The organism is Streptomyces sp. MB09-02B, assembly GCF_033794485.1.
Taxonomy (GTDB): Bacteria; Actinomycetota; Actinomycetes; order Streptomycetales; family Streptomycetaceae; genus Streptomyces.
The window spans coordinates 1-20,047 of the sequence record NZ_JARGEE010000144.1; the positions used below are offsets into that span (position 1 = coordinate 1).

Consider the following 20,047-nt stretch of genomic DNA (forward strand, 5'->3'; position numbering starts at 1 on the left):
GGGCGGGTTGGGTGCCGAGGTGACCGGTCCGCGGACAGTGCGCGGCGGTTCCTGAGCCGCTGACGGAAGCCCGCACCGGGCCTGCGGCCAGGGGGACGGCGCCGCAGCGCCCCTCTCGGCGGCGGTGGGGACCCGGCCGGCCATGTCGATCTGCGGGATCGTGGTCGTGGCGACGACGGCCTGCACACTCCTCGTACCGCAGATCCGGCGGCTGACGGTGCCCGGTCAGCTGCTCGTCGCCGGGGGCGCGGGCCGACACGACCCGCGCCCGGGTACCACCTCGGCGCCCAGCCGCAAGAGCGCGGACGATGTCACCTCGCGGTAGGAAGCCGGTGCCCCCGGCATGGCACAGAGCCCCCGCGGGCACCGGTGTTCGGCTACGGGGTGCCGCGTCCCGACGGCCCCCCGACCTCGTCCGCGGGGCGTCCCTCACCACGCGCGAGCCGGCTGTGCGAGCGGCCGTAGACGAAGTAGACGACGATGCCGAGGGCCATCCAGGCTGCGAAGCGGAGCCAGGTCTCGGTGGGCAGGTTGAGCATCAGCCACAGCGAGGCGCACACCGACAGGATCGGGATGAACGGCACCCAGGGGGTGCGGAACGACCGGTGCAGGTCGGGGCGGCTCCGGCGGAGGATGACGACCCCGATCGCGACGACCACGAAGGCGAACAGCGTGCCGATGTTCACCAGTTCGGCCAGCTCGCTCAGCGGGGTGAAGCCCGCGACGATCGCGATGACCACACCGAGCAGGATGGTCGGCCGGTGCGGGGTCTTGAACCGGGGGTGGACGTGGGAGAAGAAGCGCGGCAGCAGTCCGTCGCGGCTCATCGCGAAGAACACCCGGGTCTGGCCGAGCAGCAGGATCATGCACACCGTCGTCAGACCGACGGCGGCGCCGAAGCTGATGAAGCCGGCGAACCACGGGTGCCCGGTGGCCTTGAACGCGTCGGCGAGGGGCGCGGTCACGGACAGGTCGGTGTAGTGCTGCATGCCGGTGACGACGATCGACACCGCCACGTACAGCGTGGTGCAGATCAGGAGGGAGCCGAGGATGCCCCGGGGCATGTCGCGCTGCGGGTTCTTCGTCTCCTCGGCGGCCGTGGCGACGACGTCGAAGCCGATGAACGCGAAGAAGACGACGGAGGCGGCCGTGAAGATGCCCATCACACCGAAGTTGGCGGGCGCCCAGCCGAACAGCAGCTGGATCAGCGGGGCCTGGAGACTGTCGCCCGCCGGCACCTCCTGTGCCTTCGGGATGAACGGGTCGTAGTTGTCACTGCTGACGAAGAAGGCGCCCGCGATGATCACGGTGAGGACGACCGTCACCTTGATGGCGACGACGACCGAGGTGACCCGCGCGGAGAGCTTGGTGCCGGCCACGAGGATGGCGGTGAGGATCAGGACGAGCGCGGCGGCGAGGATGTCGAAGCCGAAGCCGTCGGCCCCGTCCCGCGTGCCGAGCGCGGCCGGCAGGTCCCAGCCCGCGTTGTCCATCAGCGAGTGGATGTAGCCGGACCAGCCGACGGCCACCACCGCCGTCCCCAGCGCGAACTCGAGGACCAGGTCCCAGCCGATGATCCAGGCTGGCAGTTCCCCGAGGGAGGCGTACGAGAAGGTGTACGCGGAACCGGCGACCGGGACCGTGGACGCGAACTCCGCGTAGCAGAGGGCGGCGAGGGCGCAGACGACGCCGGCCACGACGAAGGCCAGGGCGACGGCGGGACCGGCGTTGTTCTTGGCCACCGTGCCGGTGAGGACGAAGATGCCGGTGCCGATGATGACGCCGACGCCGAAGACCGTCAGATCCAGCGCGGACAAGGATTTCTTGAGCGCGTGCTCTGGCTCCTCGGTATCGAGGATGGACTGCTCGACCTTCTTGGTCCGGAAGAGTGTGCTGCTCACGGGCGTACCTCCCACGCTTGTCGTCCTCGACATGATCGAGAGGGGGCGATGGGGGTCCCCCCGGGTCGAGCGAAGCCGAGAGCTGGGGGACCGTATGCCCCGGCGCGAGCGGTTTCACGCGAATGGGCCGGTCTCACCACCGTAAAGGATGGTGAAACCGGCCCGAGCGGCCCAAGCGGGTACGTCAGTCGCGCGCGGGTACGTCAGTCGCGCGCGGGTACGTCAGTCGCGCGCGGGTGCGTCAGTCACGCGCGGGTTCCGCCTCGGCGGGCGCGTCGAGGCGGCCGTCGAGCTTGGAGACCAGTCCGGTGACCTGGCGGGCGATGTCGGGCGCGGTGAGCCCGATCTCGGCCAGGACCTCGGCGCGGGTGGCGTGGTCGAGGAAGCGCGGCGGGATGCCGAAGTCGCGCAGCGGGATGTCCACGCCTGCGTCGCGCAGCGCCTGGGCGACGGCCGAGCCGACGCCGCCGACGCGGGAGTTGTCCTCGACGGTGACGACCACACGGTGCTTGTCGGCGAGCGGCGCCATGTGCTCGTCGACCGGCTTGACCCAGCGCGGGTCGACGACGGTCGTGGTGATGCCCTGCTTGTCGAGCAGGCCGGCGATCTCCAGGCACATCGGCGCGAGGGCGCCGACGGAGACGAGGAGCACGTCGGGGGTGTCGGTGCCAGGCTCGCGCAGCACGTCCATGCCGCCGACACGGCGCAGGGCGGGCACGGCGGGGCCGACGGCGCCCTTGGAGAAGCGCACCACGGTCGGCGCGTCGGTGACCTCGACGGCCTCGCGCAGCTGGGCGCGGACCTGGTCGGCGTCACGCGGCGCGGCGAGCCTGAGCCCCGGGACGACCTGGAGGATCGACATGTCCCACATGCCGTTGTGGGAGGCGCCGTCGGTGCCGGTGACGCCGGCCCGGTCCAGGACGAACGTCACACCGCACTTGTGGAGGGCGACGTCCATCAGGACCTGGTCGAAGGCCCGGTTGAGGAAGGTGGCGTACACCGCGAAGACGGGGTGCAGGCCGCCGGTGGCGAGGCCCGCCGCCGAGACCGCGCCGTGCTGCTCGGCGATGCCGACGTCGTACACGCGCTCGGGGAAGGCCTTGGCGAACTTGTCGAGGCCGACCGGCTGGAGCATGGCCGCCGTGATGGCGACGATGTCCTCGCGCTCCTTGCCGAGCTTGACCATCTCCTCGCCGAAGACGGAGGTCCAGTCGGCGCCGGAGGAGGCGATGGGCAGACCGGTGTCCGGGTGGATCTTGCCGACGGCGTGGAAGCGGTCGGCCTCGTCCTGGAGGGCGGGCTGGTAGCCGCGACCCTTCTCGGTGAGGCAGTGCACGATGACCGGCCCGCCGAACCGCTTGGCGCGGGACAGCGCGGACTCCAGGGCCTCGATGTCGTGGCCGTCGATCGGGCCGACGTACTTCAGGCCGAGGTCCTCGAACATGCCCTGCGGGGCGATGAAGTCCTTCAGCCCCTTCTTGGCACCGTGCAGCGTCTCGTAGAGCGGCCGGCCGACGACCGGGGTGCGCTCCAGCAGGTCCTTGCCACGGGCGAGGAAGCGCTCGTAGCCGTCCGTCGTCCGCAGCGTGGCCAGGTGGTTGGCCAGGCCGCCGATGGTCGGCGCGTACGAGCGCTCGTTGTCGTTGACGACGATGACCAGGGGGCGGTCCTTGGCGTCGGCGATGTTGTTGAGCGCCTCCCAGGCCATACCGCCGGTCAGCGCGCCGTCGCCGATGACCGCGACCACGTGGTCGTCGCGTTTCAGCACCTCGTTGGCCTTCGCGAGGCCGTCGGCCCAGCCCAGGACGGTGGAGGCGTGGCTGTTCTCGATGACGTCGTGCTCGGACTCCCCTTGCGAGGGGTAGCCGGACAGGCCGCCCTTCATCTTCAGCCTGGAGAAGTCCTGGCGGCCGGTCAGCAGCTTGTGGACGTAGGACTGGTGCCCCGTGTCCCACAGCACCTTGTCCTTGGGCGAGTCGAAGACCCGGTGCAGGGCGATGGTGAGCTCGACCACGCCGAGGTTCGGGCCGAGGTGACCGCCGGTCTTCGACACCGCCTCCACGAGGAAGGTCCGGATCTCCTCCGCCAGCTGGTCCAACTCCTCCAGGCTGAGCCGGTCCAGATCGCGCGGTCCCCTGATGCGGGTCAGCAGCGGCACCCGTGCCTCCTTGCGATAGTGCTGTTCGAGCGTTACCGGGCTCGACGAAGTCTAATCTTCCGCGCACCGGGCCGACCGCCGGGCGGTCGGGTCCCGTGTCACGCGAACGGCCGTAAACCATCCTGCGCAGACGTACCCGTACGAAACGTCCGACAACAAGCGGAAGTGCCCGGTGCCTTGAAGGCACCGGGCACATGAGCGCCCCGCAGGGGCGCGGGGAACCGCGCGACCAGCCGGAACGGACCGGCACCCGCGGAACGCCCCCGCCCCGACGGCGTCTAGGCGCGACCCGCCGCCTTCTGGCTCCGACGGCTGACGGAGTCGATGACGACCGCGCCCAGCAGCACCGCACCCGTGATCATGTACTGGATCGACTGGTTCATGTTCAGCAGGTCCAGACCCGTCTGGATCGACTGGATGACGAGCATGCCCAACAGCGCCGACCACACCGACCCCCGCCCGCCGAAGAGGCTGGTGCCGCCGATGACGGCCGCGGCGATCGCGAGCATCAGAATGTTGCCACCACCGGCTGACAGCGTCGCACTCGCGGTCTGACCGGCGAAGAACATGCCGCCGATCGCCGCGAAGCCACCGGAGATGGCGAACACGGTGATCCGGATCATCGGCACGTTGATACCGGCGCGGCGGGCGGCCTCGATGCCACCGCCGACCGCGAACACCTTGCGGCCGTACGTCGTGCGCCGCAGCACGAAGTCCACGATCACCAGCGCCGCGAGGAAGATCACCAGCGCGTTGGAGACACCGGACGCGTTGTTGAGCACGGCAGCGGCGGCGAAGGCGGCGAGGGCGAGCGCGCCGACGCGCAGCAGGATCTCGCTGGTCGCCCGGTACGGGACGCCCGCGGTCCGGCGACGGCGCTGCTCGTTGAGGTTGCCGACGAGGGAGAGGACGACGGCGAGACCGGCCAGCAGCCAGGCGCCGATGATGGCCTGGTCCATGAAGAAGGAGCTCTGGCCGAGCAGGCGGATCGGGCCCTCGTCGGACGGGATGTTGATCGTGCCGCTCTCGCCCAGCAGCCACAGCATCACGCCGTTCCAGCCGAGGAAACCGGCCAGGGTGACGACGAACGCGGGTACGCCGATCTTGGCGAAGAACCAGCCCTGCAGCGCTCCGATGGCGATACCGGTGAGCACCGCGAGGACCAGCGCCAACCAGGCGTTCATCCCGTTGGTGACCACGAACACGGCGAACACGGTGGAGGCCAGACCGCTGACCGAGCCCACCGACAGGTCGATCTCACCGAGCAGCAGCACGAACACCAGGCCGATGGCGAGCATGCCGGTGGCCGAGAGGAAGTAGCTGATGTTCGAGAGGTTGTCGGCGCTGAGGAAACGATCGTTCTGGAGCTGGAAGATCGTCCAGATGACGATCAGGCCGATGACCACCGGCAGCGAGCCCAGCTCGCCGCCCTTCACCTTGCGCTTGAACTCGGTGACGTAGCCCTTGAGGCCCTCTTCACGGACCAGCAGACGCGGGTCGACGACGGTGACGGGCGCGGCCGTGGGGTCGTCGGCGGGCGCGACCGTGGTCTGGCCGCCCGCCCCGGTGCCCGTCGCGGAATCGCTCTTCACGGTCTTGGACGTGTCGCTCACTTTGCCGCCTCCGTGGTGCGCCGCCCCGCGCGACGGGTCACGGCGTTGTCCGTGGCACCCGTGATCGCGGCGATGATCTCTTCGTGACTGGTGTCCTTCACGGAGAAGGAGCCGTTGTTCTTGCCCAGCCGCAGGACGGCCACGGTGTCCGCGACCGCCTTCACGTCGGCCATGTTGTGGCTGATGAGGATGACGGCGAGGTTGCGCTCGCGCAGCCGCTCGACCAGGTCGAGGACCTGAGCGGTCTGCTCGACACCGAGGGCGGCGGTGGGCTCGTCCAGGATGACGAGCTTGGGGTCACCGATGAGGGCACGGGCGATGGCGACGACCTGGCGCTGACCGCCGGAGAGGCTCGCGATCGGGATCCGTACGCTCGGGATCCGGATGGAGAGCGTGGACAGCAGCTCCCGGGAGTTCTTCTCCATCGTCACCTCGTCGATGACGCCCCGGTGCAGCAGTTCGCGACCGAGGTAGAGGTTGCCGACGACGTCGAGGTTGTCGCAGAGCGCGAGGTCCTGGTAGACCGTCGCGACACCGAGGCCCTGGGCGTCGTGCGGCTTGTTGATCTTGACCGGGTCGCCCTGCCACTCGATGACGCCCTCATCGATGGGGTGGACACCCGCGATGGTCTTGACCAGGGTGGACTTTCCGGCGCCGTTGTCGCCCACCAGGGCGACCACTTCACCGGCGTGGACCTCCAGCTCGACGTCGGTGAGTGCCTGCACCGCACCGAATCGCTTGGAGACTCCGCGCAACGCCAGCACGGGCGTAGCGGACACGTGAACCATCTCCTTCGCCGCCTGACCGGCGGGGATGCCGCGCTTGAGACCAGGCGCGGAGGAATGTGCCGGCCCCGGGGGTGGGGGCCGTCGCACACGGCTTACAAGGTGAACATGTCTGTGGCCGCTGCCCTCTCGGCAGCGGTTCCGTCCGACGCCCGCCCCGGAAGCGGGGTCTGAAGTCGGGGCGGGCGTCGGACAGGTTCTACGGGACCGCGGGGGTCGTCCCTCTGACGACCCCCGGCGGTCTCGGGCCCGAGCGACTACTCGAGGCCGGCCTCCTTGCATGCCTTGGCGAACTCGGGGGTGCAGATGTCGGTGACCTTGTAGAGGCCGTCCTTGACCACCGTGTCGTTGATGTTGTCCTTGGTCACGGAGACCGGGGTCAGCAGCTTCGCCGGGACCTTGTCGCCGGACCCGCTGGTCACCTCGGTGTCGGCCAGGGACTTGATGTCCTTGTCCTCCAGCAGGTTGACCGCGAGCTCGGCGGCCGTGTCGGCCTCCGGCTTGTAGGCCTTGTAGACCGTGGAGGACTGCGTGCCGGCGACGATCCGCTGGATGGCCGCGAGTTCGGCGTCCTGGCCGGTCAGCGGAATGCCGCTGATCTTCGCACCCTTGAGGGTGTTGGCGATGCCACCGGCCATGCCGTCGTTGGCGGCGTAGACGCCGGCGATGTTCTTGGCACCCAGCTGGGTGATGGCCGCGGACATCTTCTGGGCGGCGACGGTGTCCTTCCAGAGGCCGGACTGCTCGTAGGCGATGTCGACCTTGCCGTCGAGGGCCTTGTGCGCGCCCTCCTTGAACTGACCGGCGTTCGGGTCCGCGTCGTCGCCGTTGATCATGACGACCTTGGCCTTCGGGGTCGCCTTGTCGCCGAGCGCGGCGATGAGGGCCTCGCCCTGCAGCTCGCCGACCTTGACGTTGTCGAAGGAGACGTAGGCCGAGACCGGGCCCTGCGCGAGACGGTCGTAGGCGACGACCTTGACGCCCTTGTCCACCGCGGACTGGATGGAGGACTTGATGGCGGCGGAGTCCTGGGCGGAGACGACGATGACCTTGACACCCTTGGTCACCATGGTGCTCATCTGCTGAGCCTGCTTGGTGGGGTCGGCGGCAGCGTTCGCGTACTCGACCTTGCAGTCTTCGCAGAGTTCCTTGACCTTGTCCTCGAAGTACGGACGGTCGAACTTCTCGTAGCGCGCGGTGACGTTGTCGGGCAGGAGCAGACCGATCGTCTTGCTGTCGCCTCCACCGGTGCTGCCGCTGTCCGAGTCGTTGTCGTCGCCGGCCTTGCCACAGGCGGCCACGGAGAGCGCCAGCGAAACCGCGGTGGCGCCGATCACGACTCTACGCATCGTTGCGTTCATTTTGGGTTGTGCCTCCCTGACACGGGCCGCAGCACTGCGGCCGAGGTGGCTGGAAGTCAACTCGGCCACACGTGCGACGTCAAGAAGTAAATCCTTAACGGCTTGGCAACGGCGTGTTTCGTTCTCTAAGTGAAGACAGGGGTTGCCGCGGTGAGGGTCCCGTCCAAAAGGGTCGAATCACCCATCTCGCTGAGGGCCAGCGCCAGGGCCCCGAGGACCTCCGCGCGGCCGCCAAGTGCCCCTGGCAGCACCGAGAGTTGACGTGCGGCACTCGGGATCGCGTACCGGCCGACCGACTCCCTTATGGGTCCGAGAACCAGCTCTCCGGCCTCGGCGAGATCACCACCGAGGACCACGCGGCTCGGGTTCAACAGATTGCAGAGATTGGCGACTCCACTTCCGATGTGTCGGCCGACGTCGGCGATCACCCGACGACAGCCCGGGTCCCCGTCCCTCGCCAGCCGCACGACTCCTTCCATGGTCAGATCGGTGCCGTGGCTGGACTGGAGGAGCGGCAGCACATAGCGCGCGGCGGCGAAGGTCTCCAGACAGCCGCGGTTGCCGCAGCGGCAGACCGGGCCGGATTCATCAAGAGTAATATGCCCGATTTCTCCCGCTGTGCCACCCGGGCCCCTGTAGATCTTGCCATCGATCACCAGTCCGGCCCCGACGCCGCTGGAGACCTTGATGTACGCCAGGTCCCGCACCCCCCGGCCGCTGCCCCAGACCAGCTCACCGAGGGCGCCGAGATTGGCGTCGTTGTCCACGTGCACGGCGACGCCGAGGCGGTCCTGCATCTCGGCGGCGGGCTTGGTGCCGGTCCAGCCCGGCAGGATCGCGGTGGAGCCGAGCGTCCCGGACTCCACGTCGATCGGGCCGGGCACCCCGAGGCCCACACCCGCGATCTTCGTACGATCCACCCCTGTGGCCTCGATCAACCGGGTGACAAGCTGCTCGGCCCGGTCGAAACCCTGGGTCGAGGAGGCGTCCACATCAAGCGGCTCGGCCTCCTCGGCGAGCACCTGATGGGCGAGATTCCCGATCGCGACGCGCAAATGCGTGTGCCCGAAGTCCACGCCGATCACAATGCCGGCGTCCCCGCTCAGCGAGACCGCGCGCGCCCGGCGGCCACCCGCCGAAGTGGGCGTGACCTCGACGGTTCCACCGTCCTTGAGCTCGCGCACGATGTTGGAGACCGTGGCCGCGGACAGGCCGGTGGTCCTGGCGATCTCCGCCTGCGTGAGCGACCCGGCGAGACGCACCGCCCGTACGACGCGCTCGAGATTTGCTCGGTGCAGCGACGACTGCGACCCCGGAGTCTCCATCGACTCATCCACTCCCGTCCCAGACCGGGCGGCCCGCACGCCGCCCGGGTGACCCAGGTCACAGCCATGAAACCCGGGTCACTTACAAGTTGTGAACTCCAAGCTCCGCTGAACGGGTTACCGCAGTCAAGTCCTTGAGGGAAACTGGGGTCGCCGACTGACCACTAAATGTCACTCTGCGGCTACTTGGGGTCCTGGGACCGGCTACTCGCAGGGGTCCCGGGAGCAGGTCGTCGCGATGGACCGCACGCTTCGTTACTTGAGCGCCCCCGCGGTCAGTCCCTGCACCACCTGCCGCTGGAACACGATGTACGCGGCCAGCACCGGCAGCATCGCCATCACCAGGCCGGCGAAGAGGCCCGACCAGTCGCCCTTGTACCCCTGGCTGACGGCCAGCTGGACCAGGCCCTGGGTGAGGACCCGCTTGTCCGGGTCGGTGTTCAGGACCGTGGGAAGCATGTACTGGTTCCACTGGCCGAGGAAGTTGAAGATGCCGACGCTGATCAGACCGGGCTTGGCCATCGGCATCATGATCTGGAAGAACGTCCTGGTGTGCGAGGCGCCGTCCACGAAGGCAGCCTCCGCCACCGACGTCGGCAGGGTGCGGAAGAACGCGGTCAGGAAGAAGACCGTGAAGGGCAGCGAGTACGCGATGTAGACCAGGATCAGCCCGTGGATCGTGTTCAGCAGGCCCATGTTGTTCACGACGTAGAACAGCGGCACCAGCGCCAGCATGATCGGGAAGCTCATGCCGCCGATGAACAGGAAGTAGATGAACCGGTTGCCCGGGAACTCGAAGCGGGCCAGCACGTACGCCGCCATCGACCCGAGCACCAGCGTGCCGATCAGCGAACCCCCCACCACCAGAACGGTGTTGAGGAAGTAGTCGCTCATGTTGGCCTCGGTCCAGGCCCGCGACCAGTTGTCGAAGTGCAACCTGTCCGGCAGCGCCCAGGGCGACGCGAAGATCGAGCGGTCGTCCTTGAAGGACGTCATCACCGCCCACAGCAACGGCATCACGACCATGATCGCCCAGATGATCAGGATCGCGTGCGAGAAGACGTTGAGGGTGACGCCCTCCTTCTTCTCCTCCCGGCGCGGTCCGGCCGGGCGGTCGATCTTGGCGACGGGAGCACCGGACTCGGCCGGTACGGGGGCGGGGGTGTCGGTCGTCTTCATCGGATACCTCCGAGGAAACCCCGGCCTTCACTTCAGGCCGGGGAGGAATCGGACTCCTGCGGAGCAGGGCAGGGAGCGGGATTCGCCGCCAGGGCGCACCACAGTGCGCTGACGTGCAGATTTGGACTTACCAGTAGTGGCACTAGTTTGTGAGCGTGACCACGAACCGTGTGAAGCGGGCGTTCAAGTACCGCTGCTATCCGACGGACGCGCAGGCAGCTGAGCTGTCGCGCACCTTCGGATGCGTGCGGAAGGTCTACAACATGGCGCTCGATGCCCGTACGCAAGCGTGGACGCGGCAGGAGCGGGTCAACTACAACCAGACCTCCGCGATGCTGACCGCGTGGAAGAAGACCGGGGAACTGGCCTACCTGGGCGAGGTGTCGTCGGTTCCGCTCCAGCAGGCGCTGCGGCACTTGCAGGTGGCGTTCACGAACTTCTTCGGCAAGCGCGCGAAGTACCCGCGCTTCAAGTCGCGGAAGAAGTCCCGCAAGAGCGCGGAGTACACCACCAGCGGTTTCCGCTTCCGCGAGGGCAAGCTGACCCTCGCCAAGATGGCCGAGCCGCTGGACATCGTGTGGTCGAGGCCGCTCCCGGAGGGCGCAACACCTTCCACGGTGACCGTGTCCCAGGACGCGGCCGGACGCTGGTTCGTCTCGATGCTCTGCGACGATGCGATCACCCCGGCCCCGCCCACCACGAACGCGGTCGGCATCGACCTGGGGATCACGTCCCTGGTGACGCTCTCCACCGGGGAGAAGATCGCCAACCCCAAGCACGAGCGCAAGGACCGGGCCCGGCTCGCCAAAGCCCAGCGGGAACTGTCCCGCAAGGCCAAAGGCGACGGCGCCAACCGGGCCAAGGCCCGCCGGAAGGTCGCCCGCGTCCACGCCCGGATCGCCGACCGGCGCCGGGACTTCCTCCACAAGCTGACCACCCGACTCGTCCGTGAGAACCAAACGGTCGTGATCGAGGACCTCACCGTCCGCAACATGGTCAGAAACCACAAGCTCGCCCGCGCCATCTCCGACGCGGCGTGGAGCGACATGCGGATGATGCTGGAATACAAAACCGCCTGGTACGGGCGGGAACTCGTGGTCGTCGACCGCTGGTTCCCCAGCTCGAAACTGTGCGGCGCCTGCGGCACGATCCGGGCGAAGCTGCCGCTCAACGTCCGCATGTGGACGTGTGAGTGCGGCACGGTCCATGACCGGGACGTGAACGCGGCGAAGAACCTTCTGGCCGCCGGGCTGGCGGTGTCTGTCTGTGGAGCCGGTGTAAGACCTCAACGGGAGTCCTCCCGGACGGGGCAGTCGGCGGTGAAGCAGAAACCCCCACGGCGCGAGCCGTAGGAATCCCCCTCGTTCACGAGGGGGATGAAGTCAACAGCTCAGTACTCCAGCCGCTCGCGTCGGCCCAGCCGCATCACGACGGCGGCGAAGGCCAGCGTGACGACGAGCAGGGCGACGCCGATCGTGGTGGCGTAGGCGGCCTGCCCGTCGCGGAACGCCTTCTGGTACACGTAGAGGACCATGACGGTGGTCGAGTAGTCCGGGCCGCCGGGCCCGGTCGTCATGATCTGCACGACCGCGAACGCCTCGGCGCCGAGCGCGAGGATGCCCACGTAGATCCAGCCCGACTGCACCGTGTCCCACAGCAGGGGCAGGGTGACCCGGAAGAACGTGGTGAAGCGGTTCGCCCCGTCGAGCAGCGCCGCCTCGTACATCTCCGTCGGGATGGACGCCATGCCCGCCGAGAAGAGGACCACGAAGAAACCGACCGTGGACCAGACGAGCACCGCCATCACGGCCCACAGGGCTAGATCCGGATCGCCCAGCCACAGCGGCTGGACGCTGTCGAGGCCGATGCCGCGCAGGACCGAGTTGATCGCGCCACTGTCCGGATTGTACGCGAAGGCGAACAACAGCGCCACGATCGCGATCGAGAGCACCTGCGGAAAGAAATAGACGATCTTGTAGAAGGAGGAGCCGCGGACTCCGGTGACGACCGGTCCGCCCCTGCGGTGACGTCCCCCCACATTGATCATGAAGGCGAAGAACAGCGCGAGCCCGATCGTCACCACCGGCAGCACCAGCGCGAACAGCAGACTGTGCTGCAAAGACTTCCAGAAGATCGCGTCGTCGAGCATCCGCTCGTAATTGGCGAACCCGACCATCTTGAATTCGGGACTGAGCCCGGTCCAGTCCGTGAACGAGTAATAGATGGACTGGATGAACGGCCAGACGACGAAAAGGGCATAAATCCCGAGGGGTACCGCCAAGAACCCCACGATGAACCGGTACTTGCCGTGCTGCATTACCACCGACCCCGATCTGCGCGCGGATCCGGCCGCCAGGGCCCGTCCGGGCGGTGCGCCCCGGACGGGCCCTGGTGACGACGGATCACTGGTGCTTGTAGTGCTTGATCGACGAGTCCTTGGCCGCCGCGTCGGCGAAGCCCTGGATCTTCTTGATGGCCTCGGCCGGGGTGAGCCGGCCGGCCATCATCTCCCCGAGACCCGCCACACCGATCTGTTCCTTCTGCAACTGCACGTACCAGTCCTGGATGCGCGGGTTCACCACGTTCTCACCGGCCAGCTCCAGAGCCGCGACCCCGGACTTCAGCCCGGGGGTGAGGGTGATGCCGTCGGTGCCGCCGTTGTACGCGGTCAGCGACTTGACCTTGCTGGTGAAGTTCTTGGACGACACCTCGCTGAGCATGATGCGCAGTTGCTCCATCCCGCCGGCCCCGTTCTTCGCCTTGGCCGGGACGATGAAGGGCTCGCCGCCGGAGGCCCAGATGGTGCCGAAGGGCATCTTGTCCGAGCTGTCGATCCCGGTGGGTGCGGAGACGGCGAGGTCGAAGTCCTCGGGGATGACGTTCGCCGACTCGTTCTCCACCCAGGAGCCGTTCGGGATGAACAGCGCCTTGCCCTGGGCCCAGGCGGTCTGCGACTGGATGTGGTCCAGGCCCGGGGTGCCCTTGAGGATGTAGCCCTTGGCGTAGAGCTCGTAGTAGGCGTCGAAGCAGGCCTTGACCGCGGGGTGCTTCCAGGCGTTCGGCTCCAGGTTGTCGATGGCGTCGAGGACCTCCCGGCCGCCCACCTTGCCGATCATCGGATAGAGGGAGAAGGGGATGTAGTACGGGTACTTGCCCGCGTACGTCCAGCCGGCCATGTCCTTCTTCTTGGCCTTCTCGCAGACGGCGAGCATCTGGTCCCAGGTCTCCGGGTACTGCTCGTCGAGCGAGTCCAGGGCCTTCTGGGAGTACCAGACGCCGTACACGGTGTAGGCGTAGTACATGATCCAGACGGGGTCGCCGTCGAACTGGCCCATCTCCACGATCCCCGGGCGCAGGGTGTCACGGACCTTCTTGTCCGGGTCGTCGTAGGACGGGGCGTCGAGCAGCGGGGTGAGGTCGGCGAGCTGGTTCTTGCCGACCAGGACGCCCATGTCCATCTGCTCGGCGCCCGAGTTGTCGATCAGGTCCGGCGGGGTGCCCTGGTTGAAACGGGGTTGGAGCGTGGACTGGATCTTCTGGGTGGCGGAGAACTTCACGCTCGCCTTGGGGAAGTTCTTCTCGTAGATCTTCACGGCGTCCTCGGCGTACTCCTTGCCGAAGCCGCCGTCGAAGAGGACGAACTCCATCTGCGCGGTGTCATTGACGGCGAGGGGGTTCTTCTCGGTCTTCTCCCCCGCCTCGGCCTTCTCCTCGCCGCCCCCGCCACTGCTGGCACACGCGGACAGGAAGCTCATCGTGGGGACGGTGATCAGGCCCAGCGCGGCAGAACGCTTGATCAGGTCGCGGCGGCCGACGCCTTCGGTGCGGGCGGTGCCGACGCCTTCGGTGCGGGTGGTGCCGACGCCCTCGGGGCCGTGGTCGTGCTCGGCGGTAGTGGATCCCATGCTCAAGTCCTCGCCTTCTCCAGGACTCAGGCGGTGAACCGGATCCTCCCGGCACCGCGGTCGGTTCAAGCTGGGGTCGTGCGTGAGGATTCAACAGGGGGAGGACGGCGGTCGGCGCGCGGACACGTCCGCGACCACCGGTAATTCCCCCCAGGTAGTGCCGTCCACGGTTGTGCGACCACTATGCGGACGCCGACAGGTATAGTCCACTTCCCGTCAGAGGGGCAAGATCGAATGCAAGGTTCACCTTCGGTCTTTTCCGAGTTGAGACCTCTCGGAAATATGAGCGACCTTGCGCCACCTGACCGGAAAATCCCCGCCATTCGGCCCGGATGGCACAACCAACACCCTTGACATCACTCGCCACTGCAACCCCTACTGGTCCCCGCGTTACACGGTCGACAACGTTGTCCTCTTTCGATCACTTCTTGATCGGAAACAGTCTGCTGGACGTAGGGAGGGTGCTGCTGATGCGGCACAGACGGAGTTCCACGGCGGTGTTCGGCGCCGTCGCGTTCGCTCTGGTGATGGCCTCGCAGGGCGCGGCCGTCGCGTTACCGGACCGACCGGCGGCCGGTGCCCGGGAGTTCAACTCCTCGTTCGAACCGGACGACCCTGCGCCGGACTGGGTCAGCACGGTCGACACCGCACCGGACGGCTCCCCGCGGGCCTCGGGCGTCGACGGCGGCTACACCACCGGCATCCCGGGCAACATCACCGACCGGGTCACCGAGGTCCGGGCCGGCGGCGAGAACACCGACGGCGGTGAGGTGAAGGAGAACCTCGTCGACGGCGAGTCCGGCACCAAGTGGCTCACCTTCCAGCCCACCGGCTGGGTCGAGTTCGACCTCGCGGAACCGGCCGAGGTGGTGACCTACGCGCTCACGTCGGCGAACGACTTCGAGACCCGCGACCCGAGGGACTGGACACTCGAGGGGTCCACGGACGGCAAGGAGTGGAAGACCCTCGACACCCGCACCGGCGAGAGCTTCGCCGAACGGTTCCAGACGAAGTCGTACGACATCCCCGGCGACGCGGTGGCCGGGTACCGGCACTTCCGGCTCGACATCACCCGGAACAACGGCGCCTCGATGATCACCCAGCTCGCCGATGTGCAGCTCTCCACGGGCGGCGGGCAGGCGCCCGCACCGAAGGAGATGCTGTCGCTGGTCGACCGGGGCCCGAACGGATCCGCGACCGCCAAGGCCGGCGCGGGCTTCACCGGCAAGCGGGCCCTGCGGTACGCGGGCCGTCACACGGCGGACTCGTGAGTGTGCGCTGTACGTCAACCATTGACATCCTCCCCCTCTCAGAAAAGGGGGATTCCAACCCGGTTGGGTTGAGGTTCACGGGCGCTCGAACGGCTGGTGGCCGTTGTCGCCCCTCCGACACCGGCTGTCCGCCGGGGGCGGGGGATCCCGCCCTGTCCTGCCGCGATGTTGATACTGGCGTTGGTGTCCGCGTTGCAGGTGAAGCCGCAGGAGGAACAGACGAACTCGGCTTGGCTCTTGCGCGAGTTCTTGTCGATCCACCCGCAGGCACTGCACCGCAGGCTGGTGTAGGGGGCGGGAACGTCTTCGACCCGGCCGGGGGCCTTGTGCCCGGTGCGCTGCCGCAGCAGGCCCCAGCCTTGGGCGAGGATCGAGCGGTTCAGTCCGGACTTCTGCGCCACGTTCCTGCCGGGCCGCTCCACGGTTCCCTTCGCGGAGCGGGTCATCGTCTTGATGTTCAGCTTCTCGAACCGGATGAGGTCATAGGAGCGGGCGAGCATGGTGCTGGTCTTCTCGCACCAGTCCTTGCGCCGGTTCGCCTCCCGCGCCCTGAGCTGGGCGGCCTTCGCGTACTCTGCCGCCTTGGCGGCGCTGCCTTTCGGGGCTCTGGCAGCCCGCCGCTGGTGCTTGCGGATCTGCGCGCGTTCCTTGTCGGTGAGCTGGGGGCAGTGCAGCTTCCGGCCGTCGGAGAGGGCGGCAGTGATGGTGACACCCCGGTCGATGCCGATCACCTCGCCCGTGCCGGGCGTAGGGGCAGGCTCGGGGATGACCGCGAACGCGATGTGCCACTGCCCGTTGCGGAAGGTGACCCTAAACGTCTTCGCGTCGGGCAGCTTCGCACCCTTGCCCCTAGCGCTGAGACGGAATCGGACCCAGCCGCAACCGGGCACCTTCACCTGAGCCCACCGCCGGTTGAGTTACTGCACCACGACCGACCGGCCCAGGACCTGCCGACCGGTCTTGGCGTTGAACTTCGGCGACCCGTCCGCGTGATACTCCGGTACGCGGTCGGTGCCGATGACACGGAAGCCCTCGTGCACATGCTTCCTCCGCCAGGTCGGCTCACCGAACCCGGATGTGAACCTGGCGTTCTTGGCCTTGGCGAAATCCTTCAACGCCTGCTGCTGCACATCCGCGTTTCCCGAACCCAGCCACTCGTTCTTCCGCCGGGCCTCGGTGAGTTGACGGCACTGCTCCGCGAAACCAGGCGCCCTCCTGCGCCACCGGCGCCAGTGCGCGTGCTGCTCTACGGCAAGGTTCCAGACGTACCGGGCGTGCGCGCAGTGCGTGAGCATCTGCTCGGCCTGCACAGGCGACGGATACATCCGGAATCGAGACATGCCACGAACCTAGACATCTCGTTCCCCTCCCGCGCGCACCTTCGACCAACATCACCCGCGAGAGTGACGGGCACGCTTTCGGCTTCCAGGGCTACCCCGGCCCCGGATCCTCACCCCACCCGCACCACGGACAGCTCAAGGCCCATCACCACCGTCCCTCCCGAAACGCTGGTGATGGGCAGCGGCGAGTACGCCGTCGGCTCCACCCTGTTCACCAGGGCGACCGTCCACCTGGAGAACGGCAGGGACCTGGTGGTCGAGGCCCCGAGGAACAGCGTCAGGAACGTGTACGTGCAGGGTCTGAAGGTCAACGGCAAACCATGGACGTCCACCGCGCTGCCACACTCGCTCCTCTCGCGCGGGGGCGTTCTGAGGTTCGACATGGGTCCGGAGCCCTCCCGCTGGGCACCGGCGAGAGCGCGGCCCCGGTGTCGATCACGAGGGACGACAAGGTGCCCTCTCCGCGCAGCGACGCGATCGAGGGCGAGGGATAGCTGTGCGACGACACGTCGTCGACGAAGGCCGACGCGGGAACAGTGTCGCTGCAGACTCCCGCCCGGACCAAGGCGGTTCAGTACACGCTGACCTCCGCCGACCGCGCCGAGGCCCCGGCCGGCTGGACCCTCCAGGCCTCCACGGACGGGACGACCTGGAAGACCCTCGACCGACGCTCCGGCGAGTCCTTCGCCTGGGACCGCCAGACCCGGGCCTTCTCCGTCCCGGCCCCGAAGGCGTACGACCACTACCGGCTCGTCCTCGACGACACGGCGACGCTCGCGGAGGTGGAGCTGCTGTCCTGACCTGGCCGGAGGTGGCGGGGCACCTGCGGCTTCCGACGGATCCAACCGGCTTGACTTGGTTGCCCGTGGGAACGATAGAGTCTTGTCCAGACCACTCGACAACGTTGTCCTACTGCGAGGGGTCCCCACAGCCGCACTCCCACCGCGCCCGGTCTCCCCCGTACCGGGTCGCGGCTCGCGGACCGGGTGGGCACGCACCGCCCGCCCACCCGGTCCGCCCCGAGCACGGCGCCCGCCCCGCACAGGGCCGGCGCCGCGGATCGGGCCGATCGCGCCGGGCTCAGCCCACCCGGCAGGGCAGCGTGGTCGCGGGATCACCTCCCGACCCCTGCACCACATATCCGAAGTTCGCGGTTTCACCTGGATCCAGTGACCCGTTCCAGTCCGCGTTGTGCACCATCACGTTCTGTCCGGTGTAGGTCGCGCTGCCGCTCCACAGGCTGTCGACCTTCTGCCCGGCGGGCAGCGTCCAGTTGACCATCCAGCCGAGCATCGGCACGTCGCCGGTGTTCTTGACGACGACCTCGGACTGGTAGCCGCCGTTCCAACTGCCCGTCGTACGGCGGGTCGCGGAGCACTCACCCGGCACCGGCTCGGTGGGGTTGCCGGGCTCCTTGATCCCGGTCACCTCGCCGTTGCCGCCGTCGAAGACGACGTCGGAGCAGGAGTAGAAGGTCTCCTGGCTGTCCGAGCGCTGCCAGACCATGTAGATGAGGTGGCGGCCCGACTTGTTCGCGGGCAGCTGGCCCCGCCAGGAGTAGTTGGCCTCGACCGTGCCCGGGCTGCCGTTCAGCGGCGGGTGGTCGACACTCAGGAACGGCTGTGCCTCCATGTCGTTCCAGGTGAGCGCCTTCGTCGGGTCGAAGCCGTCCTTGGTGATGTAGACGTAGAACCAACCCGGGTGCGCCGCCCACGCGTTGTACGAGAAGTCGACGGTCGCGCCGGAGGTGAGGTGGGTCAACGGCCAGTCGGCGCTGGGGGTGTTGAACCCGGTGAAGTTGGTGTTGCCGCCGCTGCACAGCTGACCGTCCGGGACGAAGCCCCGGGTCCGGCCGGCGCCGTCCGAGCGGAGCACGGAGAACCAGTTGTAGAACGGGGTCGTCCCGCTGACCTGCTGCGCGGAACGACAGGCCGGGTTGATCGGTTTGATCTCCCCGGTGTCGGTCAGCCCGTCCTGCCAGCACAGGAACGTGCGGCTGCCGGGCTTCATCGGGGTGCCGTGCGCCTCCGCCTTGCCGCTGCCGGCGGAGACGACGAGGCCGAGCGCCGGGATCGTGGTCACCAGGGCCAGCAGGACGAGGAGAAGGGCGCTGTGGCGGCGGGGCAGCCTTAATCGTAGATTTGTCACATGCATGACAAGCGCTCCTTGCGTGTACGGCTTGGAGGTGGGGGGACGTGCGCGTGCCGATGTGCCGGTGCGGGGTGTGGCGATGAGCGGGTGCGAGATGTGCCGATGTGCGGGTGACGGTGCGGACAGGTGGTGCGGGTGGGAGCGGATCCGGGGGGTGACGGGTTCCGGTCCGCCTCGCCCTGGGGTGGGAGCGCTCCCACCCCACCTGCTTCGGAAGCTAGCGCGCGGCGCCACGCTTGTAAACGGCTGTCGCGCATCGACGCGCGAGGGCCTCGCCCACTGCCGCGGGTGAACCGCCACGCGGGCTCGGGGACGGCGTGGCGCGCGGTTCCCGCGCCCGCGTGGCTCAGCCGGACCTTCTCCAGGGGCGCTCGGCCTGGAGCCGGGCGGTGGTCAGGAGGCGGCGGGTGAGCCTCGCATGCGTACCGGTGCCCAGGGCGAGGAGGCGGTACAGGCCGCCGGCCGGGCCGGGGAAGGCGGCACGGGTCTCGGCGCGCAGCCGGGTGTGGTCCGGTCCTGCCGCGTCGAGGTGGAAGGTCAGGGTGTAGGAGGAGAAGCGGTGCCGGCCCAGGAGGGTCAGCCGACTGCCCGGGATCGCGGTCAGCGTGCGGAAGCCGGGGAACGTCGTCTCGCCCTCGGCAGGCGGGCGGGGCCCGGACGCGGTGTGATCGACGCAGCCCACGAGCTTGGCGTAACGGACCGCGGCGGGGCGGGAGAAGGCCCAGTCGAGCGCCTCGGCCAGGGCCCACCAGACCTCGTCGGCATCCGCCTCGACGAGGATCGTGTGCTCGTCGACGTACGGGAGCGGGGTGCGGCGGCGCATCGGTGCATCCATGGGTGCCAGTCTTGGCCCTCCGGCCGCCCGATCGCCAGGGTTGCCGGGCCTGGAACATGCGGGACGTGGGTGGGCGGATACGTGGCTCAGTCGTCCGGCGGGTGCGCCCGCAGGGCCTTCGCGGTGTCGGTGACCTGGTGGAGCTGGCTCACGGTGAGGCGGCGCAGCTCCCAGATGAGGTCGGCGACTGCGGGGGTGTCGAGCTTGGGTGTTCCGGGGGTGG

Annotated in this window: 15 protein-coding genes and 2 pseudogenes; 4 read left to right on the plus strand and 13 right to left on the minus strand. The window is 68.3% G+C overall.

Annotated elements, in window-relative coordinates; all coding sequences use genetic code 11:
• The first annotated feature begins 142 nt into the window (after positions 1-142).
• Positions 143-325 carry a hypothetical protein gene (locus tag P1P70_RS20905; protein ID WP_319240001.1) on the plus strand — a complete coding sequence of 61 codons (183 nt, stop codon included), beginning with the start codon at positions 143-145 and terminating at the stop codon, positions 323-325.
• Between the two features lie 52 nt (positions 326-377).
• Here the strand turns inward: P1P70_RS20905 and P1P70_RS20910 are convergent, their stop codons facing one another.
• The 7 genes from P1P70_RS20910 to P1P70_RS20940 form a co-directional block, all read right to left on the minus strand.
• Entirely contained in the window at positions 378-1,901 is a 1,524-nt protein-coding gene (locus tag P1P70_RS20910) for an amino acid permease (RefSeq protein WP_319240003.1), read from the minus strand.
• Positions 1,902-2,142: 241 nt separating this feature from the next.
• Positions 2,143-4,059, minus strand: a complete 1,917-nt coding sequence (gene dxs, locus P1P70_RS20915; protein ID WP_319240005.1) for a 1-deoxy-D-xylulose-5-phosphate synthase — start codon at positions 4,057-4,059, stop codon at positions 2,143-2,145.
• Between the two features lie 278 nt (positions 4,060-4,337).
• Entirely contained in the window at positions 4,338-5,672 is a 1,335-nt protein-coding gene (locus P1P70_RS20920) for an ABC transporter permease subunit (RefSeq protein WP_319240007.1), read from the minus strand.
• Positions 5,669-6,460, minus strand: coding sequence for an ATP-binding cassette domain-containing protein (locus P1P70_RS20925; RefSeq protein WP_078853670.1), 792 nt, complete (start codon positions 6,458-6,460; stop codon positions 5,669-5,671). Before P1P70_RS20925 ends, P1P70_RS20920 begins: the two co-directional genes overlap by 4 nt.
• Positions 6,461-6,714: 254 nt before the next feature.
• Positions 6,715-7,806: a sugar ABC transporter substrate-binding protein gene (locus P1P70_RS20930; RefSeq protein WP_319240009.1), complete on the minus strand. Its 1,092-nt coding sequence runs from the start codon at positions 7,804-7,806 to the stop codon at positions 6,715-6,717.
• A 137-nt stretch (positions 7,807-7,943) separates the two neighbouring features.
• Positions 7,944-9,143 carry an ROK family transcriptional regulator gene (locus P1P70_RS20935; RefSeq protein ID WP_319240011.1) on the minus strand — a complete coding sequence of 400 codons (1,200 nt, stop codon included), beginning with the start codon at positions 9,141-9,143 and terminating at the stop codon, positions 7,944-7,946.
• Positions 9,144-9,398: 255 nt separating this feature from the next.
• Positions 9,399-10,322 carry a carbohydrate ABC transporter permease gene (locus P1P70_RS20940; protein WP_319240013.1) on the minus strand — a complete coding sequence of 308 codons (924 nt, stop codon included), beginning with the start codon at positions 10,320-10,322 and terminating at the stop codon, positions 9,399-9,401.
• A 149-nt stretch (positions 10,323-10,471) separates the two neighbouring features.
• Here P1P70_RS20940 and P1P70_RS20945 point away from each other — a divergent pair, with 149 nt between their 5' ends.
• On the plus strand, positions 10,472-11,674 hold the full coding sequence (locus P1P70_RS20945; protein WP_319240015.1) for an RNA-guided endonuclease TnpB family protein: 1,203 nt from the start codon (positions 10,472-10,474) through the stop codon (positions 11,672-11,674).
• Positions 11,675-11,712: 38 nt separating this feature from the next.
• Here P1P70_RS20945 and P1P70_RS20950 read toward each other — a convergent pair whose 3' ends face one another.
• Positions 11,713-12,639, minus strand: a complete 927-nt coding sequence (locus P1P70_RS20950; RefSeq protein WP_319240017.1) for a sugar ABC transporter permease — start codon at positions 12,637-12,639, stop codon at positions 11,713-11,715.
• Positions 12,640-12,724: 85 nt separating this feature from the next.
• A complete protein-coding gene (gene ngcE, locus P1P70_RS20955) occupies positions 12,725-14,227 on the minus strand; it encodes an N-acetylglucosamine/diacetylchitobiose ABC transporter substrate-binding protein (protein WP_319240019.1) in 1,503 nt (500 codons plus the stop codon).
• 470 nt (positions 14,228-14,697) lie between these two features.
• Here ngcE and P1P70_RS20960 point away from each other — a divergent pair.
• Positions 14,698-15,492, plus strand: a pseudogene (locus P1P70_RS20960) (discoidin domain-containing protein); the annotation flags it as partial.
• Between the two features lie 44 nt (positions 15,493-15,536).
• Here the strand turns inward: P1P70_RS20960 and P1P70_RS20965 are convergent.
• Together P1P70_RS20965 and P1P70_RS20970 are read right to left on the minus strand one after the other, a co-directional pair.
• The gene (locus P1P70_RS20965; protein WP_319240021.1) at positions 15,537-16,394 is read right to left on the minus strand and encodes a transposase; all 858 of its coding nucleotides are present in this window, start codon (positions 16,392-16,394) and stop codon (positions 15,537-15,539) included.
• Positions 16,395-16,415: 21 nt separating this feature from the next.
• Positions 16,416-16,838, minus strand: coding sequence for a helix-turn-helix domain-containing protein (locus P1P70_RS20970; protein WP_319240023.1), 423 nt, complete (start codon positions 16,836-16,838; stop codon positions 16,416-16,418).
• A gap of 168 nt (positions 16,839-17,006) precedes the next feature.
• On the opposite strand from P1P70_RS20970, the pseudogene P1P70_RS20975 reads away from it, so the two are divergent.
• Positions 17,007-17,638: pseudogene (locus tag P1P70_RS20975) on the plus strand (glycoside hydrolase domain-containing protein); the annotation flags it as partial.
• A gap of 280 nt (positions 17,639-17,918) precedes the next feature.
• On the opposite strand, the gene P1P70_RS20980 reads toward P1P70_RS20975, so the two are convergent.
• Positions 17,919-18,992 (minus strand): lytic polysaccharide monooxygenase, encoded by a 1,074-nt coding sequence (locus P1P70_RS20980; protein ID WP_319240025.1) that lies wholly within the window; start codon positions 18,990-18,992, stop codon positions 17,919-17,921.
• 343 nt (positions 18,993-19,335) lie between these two features.
• A complete protein-coding gene (locus tag P1P70_RS20985; RefSeq protein ID WP_319240027.1) occupies positions 19,336-19,824 on the minus strand; it encodes a hypothetical protein in 489 nt (162 codons plus the stop codon).
• Positions 19,825-20,047: the final 223 nt, after the last annotated feature.

Bases quoted from the DNA above. Each gene is read 5' to 3' on its own strand.
- P1P70_RS20935 (WP_319240011.1), bottom strand. From the start codon at position 9,143: ATGGAGACTCCGGGGTCGCAGTCGTCGCTGCACCGAGCAAATCTCGAG.
- P1P70_RS20925 (WP_078853670.1), bottom strand. From the start codon at position 6,460: ATGGTTCACGTGTCCGCTACGCCCGTGCTGGCGTTGCGCGGAGTCTCC.
- P1P70_RS20970 (WP_319240023.1), bottom strand. From the start codon at position 16,838: ATGTCTCGATTCCGGATGTATCCGTCGCCTGTGCAGGCCGAGCAGATG.
- P1P70_RS20905 (WP_319240001.1), top strand. From the start codon at position 143: ATGTCGATCTGCGGGATCGTGGTCGTGGCGACGACGGCCTGCACACTC.
- P1P70_RS20985 (WP_319240027.1), bottom strand. From the start codon at position 19,824: ATGGATGCACCGATGCGCCGCCGCACCCCGCTCCCGTACGTCGACGAG.
- P1P70_RS20980 (WP_319240025.1), bottom strand. From the start codon at position 18,992: ATGCATGTGACAAATCTACGATTAAGGCTGCCCCGCCGCCACAGCGCC.
- P1P70_RS20940 (WP_319240013.1), bottom strand. From the start codon at position 10,322: ATGAAGACGACCGACACCCCCGCCCCCGTACCGGCCGAGTCCGGTGCT.
- P1P70_RS20950 (WP_319240017.1), bottom strand. From the start codon at position 12,639: ATGCAGCACGGCAAGTACCGGTTCATCGTGGGGTTCTTGGCGGTACCC.
- ngcE (WP_319240019.1), bottom strand. From the start codon at position 14,227: ATGGGATCCACTACCGCCGAGCACGACCACGGCCCCGAGGGCGTCGGC.
- P1P70_RS20930 (WP_319240009.1), bottom strand. From the start codon at position 7,806: ATGCGTAGAGTCGTGATCGGCGCCACCGCGGTTTCGCTGGCGCTCTCC.